This is a genomic window from Methyloversatilis sp. (genome assembly GCF_965284615.1).
Lineage (GTDB): Bacteria > Pseudomonadota > Gammaproteobacteria > Burkholderiales > Rhodocyclaceae > Methyloversatilis.
Genome location: NZ_OZ260098.1, coordinates 1,253,077 through 1,267,470, shown reverse-complemented (window position 1 = coordinate 1,267,470; position 14,394 = coordinate 1,253,077). Strand labels below are relative to the sequence as shown.

Below are 14,394 nucleotides of genomic sequence, written 5' to 3'. Positions count from 1 at the left end.
GCAGCATGACCCGGAACAGAAGGACGCGGACCGCCGTCGCACTCGGCCTGATGGTGAGCGCGCTAAATTCCGCACCCGACGCGCGCGCCCAGACCGCCGCCAATACGCAGATCCGCGGCTACGACCTGCCGGCCGGCCCGCTCGGGCGCGCGCTGTCGCGCTTCGCCGGTCAGAGCGGCATCACGCTGTCGTTCGACCCCAAGCTCACGGAGGGGCTGGACAGCCGGCCGCTCAGAGGGCAGCACAGTCTGACCGAAGGCTTCCGCATCCTGCTCGAGGGCAGTGGCCTGGAAGTCGTCGGTGACGGCCGCGGCGGCTACTTCCTCGACCGGGCAGCACCGAGGCCGGCGAACAGCGACGCGCTGCCGGCACTGGGCAGCGATTCGGCACCGGTGCTGCTCGAAGAGATCAAGGTGCGCGCCAAGCGCTTTCACGAGATCGGCCCGCTGCCCGGGCTGGGCCTGACGCGGGAGGAGATTCCGGGGAATGTGCAGAGCATCACCGCCGAGGAGATCCGTCAGGCCCATTCGCTCAGCATGAGCGACCTGCTCAACCGCAAGCTGCAGTCAGTCACCGTGAACGACTATCAGGGCAATCCGTTCCAGATGGACGTGCAGTACCGCGGCTTCACCGCCGGTCCGCAGATCGGCACGCCGCAGGGGCTGTCCGTGTTCTTCGACGGCATACGCGTGAACGAGCCGTTCGGCGACGTCGTGAACTGGGACATGATTCCGATGAATGCGCTCGCAGGTGTCGATGTCTTTCCGGGCTCCAATCCGATCTTCGGACTGAACACCCTGGGCGGCGCCTTCACCGTGAAAACAAAGGACGGCTTCAATCACGCGGGCTTCGACGCCGAGCTGCTGTCCGGCTCCTACGGCCGCAACCAGCTCCAGGTCGAAGGCGGCTGGAACAATGGCAGCGTCGCGCTGTTCGGCGCGGGCAACTTCTTCGTCGAGGATGGCTGGCGCACCGATTCGCCGAGCAAGGTAAACCAGGCTTTCGGCAAGGCGAGCTGGCGGGGCGAGCGGCTGGACCTGAACCTGAGCACCCTGCTCGTACGCACCGAACTGGTGGGCAACGGTCTGCTGCCCACCGAGATGTATGCGCAGGACCGCAGCAGCATCTACAGCTCGCCGGACACTACGACCAACACGCTGACCCAGTTCCAGCTGTCCGGCGCCTTCCAGGTCAGCGACAGCTTTTCCGTCACCGGGCGGGCCTATCGCCGCAACAGCCGCCGTCATCAGATCGGCGCCGACGTATTCACCGACTACGACGAACTGCGCGCTGCCAAACGCCTGCCTGCCGCCGGTGAAGGCCACACCTGCCTGATGCGGAGCACGAACCAGCACGGTGTTCCGGACTACATCGTCATACCGATCAACCGTACGGCGGGCGAGAACATCTACACCTCCGACATCTTCAATGAGTGGTTGAACAACAATGGCGTGGTCGATCTTGATGGAAAGTACGCGGCACAGAAGAACCTGCCGCTGCCCGAATTCTTCGTGACGGCGCTGAAGGAATACATGGACTCCAGCAAGAACGCGTTCGAGGTGTTTTTCTACAATCGCGGCTATGTACCGAAGACTGAACCCAGCGGCGGACTGATCGATTTCGATGGAGATGGTGCCCTGGAAAGTGCCTACGACGTGGGCGTCTACACGTTTTCGCCCAACGGCCCGCTTGGCGCGTCCAATGGCTTCCCGGGCCAGAACCTGCTTTTCCTCGGAGGTGAGGCTTTCTACAGCGAAGAAATCAACGGCGACATCTACCAGAATTTCGTGCTCTACCTTGCACCGGTAAACAACGACACCTGTCGCAGCGATCCGAACCAGGCCGTGGACTTCCCCGGCCCTTACAACGTCATCGATGAAAGCGATCCGAATCGCTGGCCGCGGCTGATCGACGGTTTTGCACTCGGCCAGCCCGGCTGGGTCGAAGGAACGCCCACGGCTGTCATCACCGACAACCGCATCGACCAAATCGTAAGTGGCGGTTCAATGCAGCTGAACTGGAGTCTCGATCACCACAAGGTGATGGTGGGCGCGTCGATCGACGCAGCGCGCGCCACCTATCTCAATACGCAACAACTGGGCTTCCTGACGGCAGACCGCCACGCCTTCCTGGCACCCGATCTGGCACACCCCCAGTTCGGCGACGCCGACGCTCCGATTTCAAACAACGATTTCGGCGGCACGAGCACCACAAAGAGCCTGTACTTCAGCGAAACCTGGAGCCCGGTCGATACCCTGCACATCACCGCGTCCGGTCGCTACAACCATACCGACGGCAAGAACGTCATCGCCACCCGCTACGGTTTCGGCGCCTTCCAGATCGGCGACGTGCGTTCGAATCCGGACGAATTCGACACCTGCACCTCGGACGAGGACTGCAGCACGCCGCGCAACTACGTCCCGGTGCGCATCAAGCATCCGAAACAGCTGCAGCCGGCCGAGACTGAAAAGTTCACCTACCGGTCGTTCAACCCGTCCATCGGCATGAGCTGGCAGGCACGCGAAACGCTGAACGTCTATGGCAACGTGTCGCGCGGCGCTCGCACGCCCAGCGTGATCGAACTGGGCTGCGCCTTCGACAAGACGCCGGTGTTCGTCGGCAGCGACCCGAACAATCCGGCGCACTACTGGCCGAAAAGCATCTTCGAGAACCGCTCCTGCTCATTGCCCACCACGCTGTCTGGTGACCCGTTCCTCCCGCAGATCCGGTCAACGTCCTACGAGGTCGGCCTGCGCGGCGCAGCGGGTGAGAACGCGCAATGGAACGTTGCGCTCTATCAGACGGACCTCAAGGACGACATCTACTTCGTCGCCCGCGGCAATGGTCAGGGCTTCTTCGACACCATAGGCAACACCCGGCGGCGCGGCGTCGAAACGGGTCTTTCCGGGCGCAAGGAACGCTTCGGATTCAGTATCAACTACTCGATGACTGACGCGACCTTCGAAGACGACTTCCTGATGATGAACCAAGATAACAGCAGCGCCTTCAACCTGAATGGAATTGGCCAGGTGATCCGCGTGCGTCCGGGCAGCCGCATGCCCGGCGTCGCGCTGCACAATCTCAACGCGAGCGTGAGCTACGATCTGACCGACGACTGGACCATAGGCTTCAGCGTCGTCGCACACTCAGACAGTTACGTCCGTGGCAACGAGAACAACGAGCACCGGCAGGGGGTTGCCCGGACGGTGCTCTATACGACCTCGACCGGTACCGTCAGTGCGACACGGCAACCGACGCGCAACCCGGGCTCTGTCCCCGGCTATGCCGTGTTCAACTTCATGACCAGCTACAAGCTGGGCAAAGGGCTGACCGCCGGCCTGCTGATCAACAACCTGTTCGATACCGAGTACTTCACCGCCGGCCGCCTTGGCCGCAATCCCTTCTCGCCCTCCATCCTCGGAGCCATCGGTCCCGATGGCTACAACCACAACTCGGGCGACTGGCTCAGCACAAACTTCATCGCGCCGGGCGCACCGCGCGGCGTCTGGTTCACGCTGCGTTACTCGATGTGAGCGGCACGCTGCGGCTCTGCTGCCGCAGCGATAATGGCGGGCCTGCCTGTCCGGATTCCGCTGATGTACGACCCCTCGCTGCTCACCAAACTGCTGGTATCGCTGGTCATCGTCGCGCTGGCCGTGCTGATCACCCGCACCGCCCGCCGCGTGGCCGCCGCGCGCTTCGAAGACCCGTCGCAGCGCAAACAAGCGTGGATCACGATCCGCAATATCGCGCTGCTGGTCTGCCTGGCGCTGCTCGGCCTGACCTGGACGCTGGGCGGCGACCAGTCCTCGCTGCCGCTGGCCGCTGTAGCGGGTGCTTCGCTCATCGTATCCAAGGACATCCTGATCTCGGCGATGGGCGGTACGGTGCTTTTCCTGACGCGCACCTACCAGGTCGGCGACTTCATCGAAGTGGGCAGCGTGCGCGGGCGGGTGGCCGATATCCGCTTCCTCAGCACGCTGCTCGACGCCAGCGGCGACGCCGACCTGATCAACGGCAGCCGCGTGCTGCTGCAGCACAGTGCCGTCATCACCAGTACGCTGCGGGTCACACCGCACGAACACTTCATGCTGACCACGCTGCGCGTGTTCGTCGGCGACCCGGTCGCCTGCCTGGACAGGCGCGCGCTGCTCGAAGCGGCGGCGCTGGAAGTGTGCGCACCGTGGATCGATGAAGCCGAACGCGGCCTGCTCGACCTCGAAGCCGCGCACTGGAGCCGCCTGCCCTCAGCGCGTCCGCGCGTGTTCATCGATCTGGCGAGCGACAAGGGCGCGCAGCTGGTGGCGGCCTTTCCGTGCCGGGTCGAAGAGCGGCTGCGTATCGAACAGCGGGTGCTGTCGGAGTACCTGACGCGGGTTCAGGCCGCCGCGGCGGCCCAGCCATCGGAGGCGCTCACGCCGGCCGACGAGGTGCCGGCCTGAAGCGGCAGCGCCGCCAGCAGTTCGCCGATGCGCACGTTGTCGCGTACCGGGCGCATCGCCTGGTACAGCAGTTCGGCCTGCGGGTAGACGCGGCGCAGCAGGTTGAGCCACTGCTTGAGCCGCCCCGCCGCGTGACGCGCCTCGACATGGCCGAGCACGCGCTGCCAGTAGTCACCGAGCAGCGGTGCGATGCGCGGCCAGTCCAGCGCCGGGTCGATGGCTTCATCGCCGCGCAGCCGGGCACGGATGCGCTCGACCAGCAGCGGATCGGCCACCGCGCCGCGGCCCATCATCACGTCGGCCAGCCCGCTTTCGCTGCGGCAGCGCAGGTAGTCATCGACCGACCAGATTTCGCCGTTGGCGACCACCGGCACGCGCACCGCCTCGGCGATGCGGGCGATCCACGGCCAGTGCGCAGGCGGCCGGTAGCCGTCTACCTTGGTGCGCGCATGCACGACGATCATTTCCGCGCCGCCCTCGGCCAGCGCCTGCGCCGCCTCGATGGCGCGCGAGGTGTCGCGCACGCCCAGCCGCATCTTCGCGGTGAAGGGCACGCGCCCAGCCACGGCTCGACCGACCGCGCTGACAATGTCGTACAGCAGTTCGGGCTCGTCCAGCAGCACCGCACCGCCGCGGTGGCGATTCACGGTCGGCGCCGGACAGCCGAAGTTGAGGTCGATGCCCGCCGGATTCAGCCGCGCCAGCTGGTCGGCGTTGTCGGCCAGCCGCGCCGGATCCGAACCGAGCAACTGCACCCGCACCGGCACCCCGCTGGCGGTGCGCGAGCCGGTTTTCAGTTCGGGCGCCACCCGCTGGTAACTGCGCGGCGGCAGCACGCTGTCGGTGACGCGCACGAATTCGGTCACGCACCAGTCGTAGTGCGCCGCCCGCGTCACGACGGCACGCAGGCGCGCGTCGAGCAGACCTTCCATCGGCGCGAGCAGCAGGCGGGGCATGGCGGGCGCCGGCGTATTGACGCGGGCCAGGTCGTCAGAGGACATTGGGTGCGACGATGAAAAACGAAGCGGGATTATCCCGCACTTGAACGGGCACACCTTGAATCCCTCAGCAGACAGCTCCAGCGGCTGCGCCTGCAGCGGACATTGCGCCGCCGCGCCGTCGCCGCGCCTTCCCGACGACGCCGCAACGGGCGGGCGACGAAGCACCTTCCGCGTACCGGGCATGGACTGCCCGTCGGAAGAGCGCCTGATCCGCATGGCACTCGATGGCGCCGAGGGACTGCGTCATATCGGCATCGACCTCGCCGCGCGCACCGTAACGCTGCACCACGACGGCCCGCTGGCGCCTCTGCAGGCCAAACTCGCGGCGCTGGGCTTTGGCGCCGAACTGCTCGGCACGGACGCCGCCGGCGCGCGGCCGGAACCCGCCACCGACCGCAGCGAAGCCAGTGTGCTGCGAACGCTGCTGGCGATCAACGCGGCCATGTTCGTGTTCGAGCTGGCAAGCGGTCTGTGGGCACAATCGACCGGCCTGATCGCCGACGCGCTGGACATGCTGGCCGACGCGTCGGTCTACGGCCTGAGCCTGTACGCGGTCGGGCGCAGTGCGGCGGGCAAGCTGCGCGTGGCCCATCTGTCCGGCTGGCTGCAGCTGCTGCTGGCCGGCGGCGCACTGGCGGAGGTGGTGCGGCGCGCCGTATCCGGCAGCGAACCGGAGCCGCTGTGGATGAGCGGCGTCGCACTGCTGGCGCTGGCCGCCAACGTCGCCTGCCTGCTGCTGATGGCGCGTCACCGCGATGGCGGCGCGCACATGAGGGCAAGCTGGATCTTCTCGACCAACGACGTTCTGGCCAACGCGGGCGTCATCATTGCCGGCGGACTGGTGGCGGCCACCGGAACCCGCTGGCCGGATCTCGTGATCGGCACTGCGATCGCGCTGCTGGTGGCCAGTGGTGCGCTGCGGATACTGAGACTGAGGGCGTGAACGCAGACGGGGGCAGGCCTTGCGACCTGCCCCCGTCCGCAACAGCGTAAGAATCAGCTCGGCTTGTGGAAGCTGAAGTGACCCGCCGCGTCGGCATCGACCACGATCACGTCCTTCGGCCCGAAGCTGCCATCGAGGATCTTCTTCGACAGCGGGTTCTCGATGTGCTCCTGGATCGCGCGCTTCAGCGGCCGCGCACCGAACACCGGGTCGAAGCCGGCCTTGCCGATCTCGGCCAGCGCCGCGTCCGACACCTGCAGGCCCATGTCCAGCTTGGCCAGGCGCTTTTCCAGGTAGGCGAGCTGTATCTTCGCGATGCTCTGGATATTGCGTTCGTCCAGCGCGTGGAACACCACCACCTCGTCGATCCGGTTGATGAATTCCGGCCGGAAGAAGGTTTTCACCTCGCTCATCACCGCCAGCTTCACCACGCCGTAATCGGAGCCCGCCATCTGCTGGATCATCTGGCTGCCAAGGTTGCTGGTCATCACGATGACCGTGTTCTTGAAATCCACCGTGCGGCCCTGGCCGTCGGTCATGCGACCGTCGTCCAGCACCTGCAGCAGCACGTTGAACACGTCCGGATGCGCCTTCTCGACCTCGTCGAACAGGATGACGCTGTAGGGCTTGCGCCGCACCGCCTCGGTCAGGTAACCGCCCTCGTCGTAGCCGACATAGCCCGGCGGCGCGCCGATCAGCCGGCTCACCGAGTGCTTCTCCATGAACTCGCTCATGTCGATGCGGATCAGGTGCTCCTCCGAATCGAACAGGAATTCGGCCAGCGTCTTGCACAGTTCGGTCTTGCCGACGCCGGTCGGGCCGAGGAAGAGGAAGCTGCCGTAGGGGCGGTTCTCGTCGCTCAGGCCGGCGCGCGAGCGGCGGATGGCGTCCGACACCAGGCGCACCGCCTCGTCCTGACCGATCACGCGCTGGTGCAGGCGGTCTTCCATCTTCAGCAGCTTGTCGCGCTCGCCCTGCATCATCTTGCTCACCGGAATGCCGGTCGCGCGCGACACCACCTCGGCGATTTCCTCGGCGCCGACTTCGGTGCGCAGCAGCTTGTTCTGCGGCTTCACGTCGCCCGACTTCTCGGCCTGCTTCAGTTGCGCCTCGAGCTGCGGCAGCTTGCCGTACTGCAGTTCGGCCAGCTTGTCGAACTGGCCCTTGCGCTGCAGGTCGGCCATCTGCACGCGCACCTTCTCGATCTCTTCCTTGATGTGGGCGCTGCCCATGACCTGGGCCTTCTCGGCCTTCCAGATCTCTTCAAGGTCGTTGAATTCGCGCTGCAGCTTGACCAGTTCGTCCTCGATCAGGCCGAGCCGGCGGATGGACGCCTCGTCCTTCTCCTTCTTTACCGCTTCGCGCTCGATCTTCAGCTGGATCATGCGGCGTTCGAGCCTGTCCATCGACTCCGGCTTGGAGTCGATTTCCATCTTGATGCGCGCAGCGGCCTCGTCGATCAGGTCGATCGCCTTGTCCGGCAGGAAGCGGTCGGTGATGTAACGGTGGCTCAGTTCGGCCGCAGCGACGATGGCCGGGTCGGTGATGTTGACGCCATGGTGCAGTTCGTACTTCTCCTGCAGGCCGCGCAGGATGGCGATGGTCGCTTCCACCGTCGGCTCGTCCACCAGCACCTTCTGGAAGCGGCGCTCCAGCGCAGCGTCCTTCTCGATGTACTTGCGGTACTCGTCCAGCGTGGTGGCGCCGATGCAGTGCAGTTCGCCGCGGGCCAGCGCTGGCTTCAGCATGTTGCCGGCGTCGATCGCGCCCTCGGCCTTGCCGGCGCCGACCATGGTGTGGATTTCGTCGATGAACAGGATGATGCGGCCTTCGTCCTTGGCCACCTCGTTCAGCACGCTCTTCAGCCGCTCCTCGAATTCACCGCGGTACTTGGCACCGGCCAGCAGGCCGGCCATGTCCAGCACCAGCACGCGCTTGCCCTTCAGCGTTTCCGGCACCTCTTCATTGACGATGCGCTGCGCCAGCCCCTCGACGATGGCCGTCTTGCCCACGCCCGGCTCGCCGATCAGCACCGGGTTGTTCTTGGTGCGCCGCTGCAGGATCTGGATGGCGCGGCGGATTTCGTCGTCGCGGCCGATCACCGGGTCGAGCTTGCCGGCGGCGGCCCGCTCGGTCAGGTCTATGCAGTACTTCTTCAGCGCCTCGCGCGCGCCCTCGGCTTCGGCCGAACCGACCGACGAGCCGCCGCGCACCTGTTCGACCGCCTTTTCCAGCGCGGCGCGCTCTAGCCCGGCCTGCTTCAGCAGCCGGCCCAGATCGCCCTTGTCGGCGGTGGCGGCGAGCAGGAACATTTCGGAAGCGATGAACTGGTCGCCGCGCTTCTGCGCCTCGCGGTCGGCGACATTGAGCAGATTGGTCAGATCGCGACCGATCTGCACCTCGCCGCCGTGGCCCTCGACGGTGGCGATGCGCGACAGCGCGTCCTCGACCGCCTTCTTCAGCGGCGCGACATTGACGCCGGCGCGTTGCAACAGCGACGCAGTGGCGCCGTCGTCCTGGTTGAGCAGCGCCAGCATCAGGTGAGCCGGCTCGATGTACTGATGGTCGCGGCCGACCGCCAGACTCTGGGCATCGGCCAGCGCCTGCTGGAACTTTGTGGTGAGCTTGTCGAAACGCATGAACGCCTCCGTGAACTTTGTCTGGACGCTATCTGGGGCGAACGATCCGCTTTTCAACCGGCAAACGCTTGATGCGGGTCAAATACGGCCTCGACGTCCGGTAAAGTGACGTCATCGCACGCCACAAGCTTCCGATGCCCGAGTCGTCCCACATGCCGCACACCCGCAGCAAGATCATGAGCGCAGCCGAGGCCGTGGCGCGCATCCCGGACGGCGCCACGCTGGCCACCACCGGCTTCGTCGGCATCGGCTTCGCCGAACACCTCGCCATCGCCGTCGAACAGCGCTTCATTGACAGCGGCGCGCCGCGCGACCTCACCCTGGTCTACGCCGCCGGCCAGGGCGACGGCAAGCATCGCGGTCTTAACCACTTCGGTCACGCCGGGCTGGTGAAGCGCGTGATCGGCGGCCACTGGGGTCTGGTGCCGCGGCTGCAGGCGCTGGCGGTGAGCAATCAGATCGAAGCCTGGAACCTGCCGCAGGGCGTCATTTCCCAGCTCTTCCGCGACATCGCCGCGCACCGGCCGGGCCAGCTCACGCGAGTCGGGCTGGACACCTTCGTCGATCCGCTGCACGGCGGCGGCAAGATCAATGCGACCACCACCGCCGATCTGGTGCGGCGCATGCAGATCGACGGCGAGGACTTCCTCTATTACAAGGCGTTCCCGATCCATGTCGCCCTCGTGCGCGGCACCACCGCCGACCCGGATGGCAACGTCACGATGGAACGCGAGGCGCTGACGCAGGAGGCGCTGGCGGTGGCGATGGCGGCGCACAACAGCGGCGGTCTGGTCATCGTGCAGGTCGAGCGCGCCGTCGGACGTGGCGAACTGAATCCGCGCCAGGTCAAGGTGCCGGGCGTGATGGTCGATTGCGTCGTCGTGTCGCCGCCTGAACACCACCACCAGACCTTCGCCACCGCCTACAACCCGGCCTATTCCGGTGAGGCGCGGCTGGCCGCGGACGCGCTGCCGGCGATGGCGCTGGACATCCGCAAGGTGATCGCCCGCCGTGCCGCCTTCGAGCTGCAGCCGGGCAATGTGGTCAATCTGGGTATCGGCATGCCGGAAGGCGTCGCTTCAGTGGTGGCCGAAGAAGGCCTGATCGACGCCGTCACGCTGACTGCCGAGCCGGGCGTCATCGGCGGCATCCCGGCCGGCGGCCTCGACTTCGGCGCCGCGGTGAACACCCAGGCGGTGATCGACCAGCCCTACCAGTTCGACTTCTACGACGGCGGCGGGCTGGACGTCGCCTTCCTCGGCATGGCGCAGACCGACGCCGAAGGCAATGTGAACGTATCGCGCTTCGGTCACCGGCTGGCCGGCGCTGGCGGCTTCATCAACATTTCGCAGAACGCGCGCCGGCTGGTGTTCGTCGGCAGCTTCACCGCCGGCGACATGCAGATCGCCGTGCGCGACGGTCGTCTGGACATCGTCGCCGAAGGCAACAGCCGCAAGTTCGTGCAGGCGGTCGAGCACCGCACCTTCAGCGGCCGCGAGGCGCGCCGCCGCGGGCAGCAGGTGCTCTACGTCACCGAGCGCGCCGTGTTCAGGCTGGCCGACGACGGCATCGAACTGATCGAGGTCGCACCCGGCATCGACCCGGCGCGCGACGTGCTCGCCCACATGGACTTCACGCCCCGCCTGTCACCGGCGCTGCGCACCATGCATCCCGCCATTTTTGCCGACCGTGTCATGGCACTGTCCGGTCTGTGGCGGCACAATCCTGTTTCCCCCACCGAGGAGTCTCGCGATGAACAAAACTGAACAGATGTCGGAACTGCAGAAGAAGAACATCGAGGCGGCCATGCGCCTGGCGCAGCTGTCGATGGACAATTCGCAGCGCATCATGCAGTTGCAGGTGGATACCGCCCGCGCTCTGTTCGAGGAAAGCGTCAACAACGCCCGCGCCGTGACGGAAACGCGTGAGCCGGCGGCACAGGTCGAGCTGCGCGCAAAGCTGGCGCGCAACACCACCGAGAAGATGCTCGGCTGCGCGCGCCAGATCGCCGAGATCACCGCCGAAACCCAGGCCGAATTCGGCCGCCTGGTCGGCGAACAGCTGAACAGCGGCGGTTCCGACCTGATGGACAGCCTGCGCAAGATGCTGGCCGGCATGCCGATCAGCAGCCAGCAGTCGATGGGCACCATGCAGGACGCGATGGACAAGGCGCGTCAGGCCTTCGAACAGATCAGCACTGTCGCGCGCACCGCCTTCCAGCAGTTCGGCACGGCCGCCAGCCAGGCCGCCAAGGCACCGGCTGCGGCCGCAGCGGCGGCAGCTCCGGCAGCGAAGCCGGCAAGCGCCCCGAAGGCGGCGGCACCGAAAGCCGCTGCGAAGACGGCGGCACCGAAGGCGGCGGCTAAACCCGCAGCAAAAGCCGCTGCCAAGCCGGCGACCTCGCGCAGCAAGAAGCCGTCGGCCTGATGCCCTGCCGCCCCGGCTGATCCGCGCCTCAGGAGCGGATCAGCCGCAGCGTGCGTCCCTGCCCCTCGGGGGCGCCGAGCAAGCCCTCGCTGACCACCAGGTCGGCGGGTACCGGCTGCGAGAACAGATAGCCCTGCACCAGATCGCATTGCTGGGCGGCCAGCATGTTCAGCTGTTCGACGTTCTCGACGCCTTCGGCGACCACGCGCATGCCCAGGCCGTGCGCCAGCGCGATCGTCGCGCGCACGATGGCCGCGTCGTCGGCATCGCCCACCAGATCGCGCACGAAGGAGCGGTCCACCTTCAGTTCGTCGATCGGGAAGCGCTTCAGGTAGGACAGCGACGAATAGCCGGTGCCGAAGTCGTCCACCGACAGGTGCACGCCCAGCGCGCGGATGTCGGCCAGCAGCGTGGCGACGTGGTTGACGTCACCCATCGCAGTGCTTTCGGTCAGTTCAAGCCGCAGCAGCGACGGCGCGATGCGCGACTGGCGCAACGCGTTCTCGACCCGCCGGACCAACGAGCGCCCGAGGCACTGACGTGCCGACACATTGACCGCCACCGGCACCACCGCCAGCCCCTGCTTCGACCAGTCGGCGATCTGCTGCGTCACCTGCAGCAGTACCCACTCGCCGATGCCCTCGATCAGGCCCGACTCCTCGGCGACCGCGATGAAGTCGCCGGGCGACAGCAGCTGTCCGTCGCGGCGACGGAAGCGCAGCAGCGCCTCGAAGGCCGCCAGCTTGCCGCTCGCCAGCTCGTACTGCGGCTGGTAGTGCACTTCGAAGCGCCCCTCGTCGAGGCCGTGGCGCAGGTCTGATTCCAGTTCGATCCAGTCGCGCGTGCCGGCGCTCATGTCGTGCGCGTAGAAGTGGATGGCCGCACCGGACTGCGATTTGCTGCGGTACATCGCGGTATCGGCCATCGCGAACAGCACGTCTGCGTCGTCGCTGTCCTCGTGCGCGATGGCGATGCCGATGCTGCACGAGAAGCGGAAATCGACGTCGTCCAGCGTGATGATCTGACCGACCGCCTGCATCACCTTGGCGGCTACCCGCGCCACCGCGTCGCGGTCAGCCAGCCCCTGCAGGATGATCATGAATTCGTCGCCACCCCAGCGCGCCACCGTGTCGCCGACCCGGCAGACGGTGCGCAGGCGGCTGGCCAGCGTGGTGAGCACCTTGTCGCCCTGCTGGTGGCCAAGGCTATCGTTGATGCGCTTGAAGCGGTCGAGATCGACGAACAGCACGGCGACCATGCCGGCGTCGCGCTGCGCCAGCGCCTGCCGCAGACGGTCGCGCAGCAGCACGCGATTGGGCAGGCCGGTCAGCGCGTCGTGCGTAGCCTGATGCGCCAGCTTGTCGGCCGCTGCCACGGTATCGCTGACGTCGTTGAGCACCAGCACCACGCCATCGACCCGCCCCGTCATGCCGAACAGCGGGCTGGCGCCCGGGCGCAGAGCCCGCGCCGGGCCGAAGCGCCCGGCCGGCATCAGCACGTGGCCCGGCATCACCTGCGCCCGCGCCTCGTCGCGGCAGCGGCGCAACAGATCCTGCAGCAGGTCGCGCAGCGCGCCCTCGATTGCGGGCAGCCCCTCCAGCCCCTGATCGCGCACCTCGGCCAGCCGGCAGGCGCACAACTCTTCCGCTTTGCGATTCAGATAGCGCAGCCGCAGGGCACCGTCGAACTGCAGCACGGCATCGGAAATCGCATACAGCGTCGCGTGTGCCCGCGCGTTGGCCTGCTTCAGGCGCTGCGCCAGATCGACGGTGCGGATCGACACCCACAACAGCGCGCCGGCCGACAGGCCGATCATCACCGCGGCTGGCGCCAGCCACAGTCGTGCAAGCGCGAGCAGCACGACGCTGATGAGCAATGGCACGGTCAGCGCGCCAGCGACCAGCAGCATGTCGCGCAGCCGCGCATGCGGGCGACGCAGCCACAGCGTGGCGAGTACGCACAACGCCGCGGGCAGGCTCCATACCGGTGCCAGCTGGGTCGAGTAGCGGTCGTTGCGCAGCGCCGAGTAGGCGCGCGCATGAAAGTGACGGCCGGCATCGGTGCCGCCAGTGCCGACGCCGGCGTGGCCAGCGCACTGCCCGAACCGGTATAGGTGACGCCGACCAGCACGCTGCGCCCGCGCAGCAGATTGGGCGACACCGCGCCAGCCAGCACGTCGGTGGCCGACAGGTGAGCGACCGGCCAGGCGCCGCCCGGCAGCACGATGACCTCGTGATCGCGCACCCACGACCCCGCGGCCGGTTCCGCCGCGCCGCGCCGGCCACCGATCCCGGACAGCGGCCGCGACTTGCGCGACACGTCGATCAGCGCCCAGGCCAGCGCCGGCCATTGCGGACTGCCGGCACCCGCTTCGAGGAAAAGCCGGCGCGACAGCGCATCGGCATCGACCTCGACGTTGACGTGGGCCAGCCGTGCCGCAGCATCGGCCAGTTCCGGCCAGGGTTGCAGCGTGCCGACACCGCCACCGGCCGACGCCATCGGCGCCACCGGCAGCACGACGTTGCCGGCGCGCCTCACCGCGTCGATCAGCGCCGCATCGCCCTGATCGTCGGCAGACGGTTCGGCGAACATGATCGCGTAGCCGATGCCGGACACGCCGGCGCGCGACAGCCGGTCCACCAGTTCGGCATGGCGTTCGCGCGGCCACGGCCACGGGCCGCGTGCCGCCAGACTGGCGTCGTCGATGGCGATCACCAGCGGCGCCTGGGTATCGACGCTGCCGCCGTTCGGTGGCCCGGCCAGCAATTCGACGCTCAACAGGTCATGCAGCAGCAAGTCGAGCCGGGCCACCGACATCGGCGTCTTCGCGTACAGCGCAGTGATCACCAGCAGCGCAAGCAGCCATGGCAGCCGGTAGCGGTCGCCCAGCACGGCGAAAACACGTTGTCCCGTGTTCATGCCGGGGCGTCCGTCAAGGGTGG

9 protein-coding genes are annotated in these 14,394 nt (G+C 67.1%); 5 read left to right on the top strand and 4 right to left on the bottom strand.

Annotated features, from left to right (window positions below):
- Positions 1-5 precede the first annotated feature (5 nt).
- Both ACQ66H_RS06050 and ACQ66H_RS06045 read left to right on the top strand, forming a co-directional pair.
- Complete coding sequence (locus tag ACQ66H_RS06050) at positions 6-3,533, top strand: TonB-dependent receptor domain-containing protein (protein ID WP_430433232.1); 3,528 nt, start codon at positions 6-8, stop codon at positions 3,531-3,533.
- Positions 3,534-3,596: 63 nt separating this feature from the next.
- On the top strand, positions 3,597-4,442 hold the full coding sequence (locus ACQ66H_RS06045; protein WP_430433231.1) for a mechanosensitive ion channel domain-containing protein: 846 nt from the start codon (positions 3,597-3,599) through the stop codon (positions 4,440-4,442).
- Here ACQ66H_RS06045 and ACQ66H_RS06040 read toward each other — a convergent pair.
- Complete coding sequence (locus ACQ66H_RS06040; protein WP_430435602.1) at positions 4,379-5,374, bottom strand: tRNA dihydrouridine synthase; 996 nt, start codon at positions 5,372-5,374, stop codon at positions 4,379-4,381. The two genes, ACQ66H_RS06045 and ACQ66H_RS06040, sit on opposite strands and share 64 nt — an antisense overlap.
- 124 nt (positions 5,375-5,498) lie before the next feature.
- Between ACQ66H_RS06040 and ACQ66H_RS06035 the strand changes: the two genes are divergently transcribed.
- Positions 5,499-6,386 carry a cation transporter gene (locus ACQ66H_RS06035; protein WP_430433230.1) on the top strand — a complete coding sequence of 296 codons (888 nt, stop codon included), beginning with the start codon at positions 5,499-5,501 and terminating at the stop codon, positions 6,384-6,386.
- A gap of 53 nt (positions 6,387-6,439) precedes the next feature.
- Here ACQ66H_RS06035 and clpB read toward each other — a convergent pair whose 3' ends face one another.
- Positions 6,440-9,025, bottom strand: coding sequence for an ATP-dependent chaperone ClpB (gene clpB / locus ACQ66H_RS06030; protein WP_430433229.1), 2,586 nt, complete (start codon positions 9,023-9,025; stop codon positions 6,440-6,442).
- A 176-nt stretch (positions 9,026-9,201) separates the two neighbouring features.
- On the opposite strand from clpB, the gene ACQ66H_RS06025 reads away from it, so the two are divergent.
- Positions 9,202-10,791, top strand: a complete 1,590-nt coding sequence (locus ACQ66H_RS06025) for an acyl CoA:acetate/3-ketoacid CoA transferase (protein ID WP_430433228.1) — start codon at positions 9,202-9,204, stop codon at positions 10,789-10,791.
- Positions 10,778-11,452 (top strand): phasin family protein, encoded by a 675-nt coding sequence (locus tag ACQ66H_RS06020; protein ID WP_430433227.1) that lies wholly within the window; start codon positions 10,778-10,780, stop codon positions 11,450-11,452. The genes ACQ66H_RS06025 and ACQ66H_RS06020 overlap by 14 nt, the downstream gene beginning before the upstream one ends.
- Before the next feature lie 28 nt (positions 11,453-11,480).
- Here the strand turns inward: ACQ66H_RS06020 and ACQ66H_RS06015 are convergent, their stop codons facing one another.
- A complete protein-coding gene (locus ACQ66H_RS06015; RefSeq protein ID WP_430433226.1) occupies positions 11,481-13,415 on the bottom strand; it encodes a putative bifunctional diguanylate cyclase/phosphodiesterase in 1,935 nt (644 codons plus the stop codon).
- Positions 13,337-14,371, bottom strand: a complete 1,035-nt coding sequence (locus ACQ66H_RS06010; protein ID WP_430433225.1) for a CHASE2 domain-containing protein — start codon at positions 14,369-14,371, stop codon at positions 13,337-13,339. The genes ACQ66H_RS06015 and ACQ66H_RS06010 overlap by 79 nt, the downstream gene beginning before the upstream one ends.
- Positions 14,372-14,394: the final 23 nt, after the last annotated feature.